1 protein-coding gene is annotated in these 2,105 nt (G+C 54.1%); it reads left to right on the top strand.

Going from position 1 to position 2,105, the window contains the following annotated elements; translation table 11 throughout:
- Positions 1 to 2,105 (top strand): hemagglutinin repeat-containing protein (locus ACXAH2_RS17105; protein WP_475080164.1); only part of this gene is annotated, 2,105 nt, incomplete at both ends.

Here is a 2,105-nt window from a genome sequence, read left to right as displayed (position 1 = left end):
CAAAGACCAAGGTTCCATCAAACAAACCGCCGTCACCAGTGACCTTATTGGCGGTGGCAACATCAGCCTAGACAGTGGCAGCAACATCACTCTAGAAGGCGCGACCTTAGCGGCCAAGGACACCTTATCCATTGGGACGGATGCGGTGACACAAAACGCCAACGGCCAATACGTCAACGACAAAGGGGAATTAGCGGGCAACGTCACCGTCACCACTCAGGCATTAGAAAGCAGTGAGTGGAGTGAATCTTCCTCCAGCTTCCGTGGCGTGTTTAAAGACCTTGCCAAAGGCCTTGCCGTGGTGGCCTCTGTGGGCACGGCGGGCTTAGTGCATGGGGAAATCAAGGTGGGAGAATCGGATGCCACCCGTACCGATACACTGAGTCAACAAACCACCACCCTAGCGGCAGCCGACCTTGACCTCAAAGCACAACAAGACCTAACCCTCATCGGCGCGCAAGTGGCGGTGAGCGACACTGCCAACCTAACGGCGCAAAATGTCACCATCGATGCGGCGCAGGAACGCACCGTGACCAGCACCTCACACACCGACCAAACTGTTTCAGGGGAGGGCGCTAGCTTCTCTTCTGAAAAAGGGGAGCTGACCCTAGCAAGTGTTACGGAAACAGACCGTACTGAGCGTACCACCACCACGGCGAATACTTGGGCTGGGTCGAACTTGCAAGCGGGTAACTTGAATATCAAGGCTGACAAAAATGTGGCCATCATCGCCAGTGACGTGTCGGTGCAAAATGACGCGAGCATTGAAGGCGAGAATGTACTCATTGGTGGTCGCGAAGACACCAATGACACCACAAATGACAGCATCACCAAAACCAAGACCTTAACAGTGGGTGTGAAAAATGCTTATGCGGATACCTACCTTGCCGTGCGTGCCTTGGATCAAGCCAAAGATGCCGTCAAAGACGCCAAAGCGGCCTACGAAGAGGCCAAACAAAAAGTGGCGGACGGCAAGCTGCCGAAAAATGACTTAGATTTTTACAAAGCCAACCTCGCCGTGGCGACCGCTAACGTGGCCAGCGCGACGACCGCGGTGACCAGTGCAGGTGCCACTGCTGCTGCCAGCACTGCCACCTATGGCTTTACTATTAATGGTGGTGTTACCACCCAAACTGACACGACCAGCACCACCACCAGTCAAGGCCAGTGGAAGGGATCCAACCTACAAGTGGGTGGCAATACCCGCCTAACCAGTGACAACAACCTCAACATCGAAGGGTCGAACGTCGCTACTGGCGGTCAGCTTGCCCTGAATGCCCAAAACATCAACATCACTGCTGGCAAAAACACCCTCACCGAAAGCACGGAAAGCCACAGTGAAGGGGCCAATGCCAGCTATGGCATCACCAATGGCAGCGTGAGTGGTGGGGTCAACACCAACCAAAGCAGCAGCGACAGCCAGAGCGTGACACACATCAATAGCCAACTGGTGGCCGGTAGCCTTGTCAGTGACAGTGATAACCTGACCATTGCCGGCGGTAATCTGGACGCGGCCAGCATTGACATCACCACCGACCAACTGGTGGTCACCAGCTTACAAGACACTTCTAGTAACCACAGCGAGAGCGTAGGTGGCAACATAGGTGTCGGTGGCGATGGCATCAATAATGTGGGGGTGAATGCTAGCCAAAGCGAAGCCGAACGAGCTTGGGTGGCGCAACAAAGTGGCATCACGGGTGGTCAAGTCAAGATCACCGCCAAGGACACTAGCTTAACGGGGGCGGTATTGGCATCGGTCAATGCACAAGGCGAAGACAATGGTCAACTGACCCTCACCACCGACACCTTACGCGTGTCGGATATAAAAGACATAGACGAGAGCAAAAACCTTGGCATCAGTCTGTCTGGCGGTGGTGACACCACCAACATTGGGGCCAACTTTGATGGCTATGAAAAAGCCCAAACCACCAAAGCCACCATCGGCCTTGGCAATGTCACTCTTGGCGGTAGCAATATAGACGATCAAGCGCAATTTGTAGACCTTAACCGAGATATTAGCAACAGCCAAGAAATCACCAAAGACGTTGAACGCGGTGGCTTAGACGCCAACCTCACGGTGGATAACCGTATGTTGACGGAATCGG

The organism is Marinomonas sp. ABL3_031 (assembly GCF_056161265.1).
This window is presented reverse-complemented; position numbering and strand designations above follow the sequence as displayed.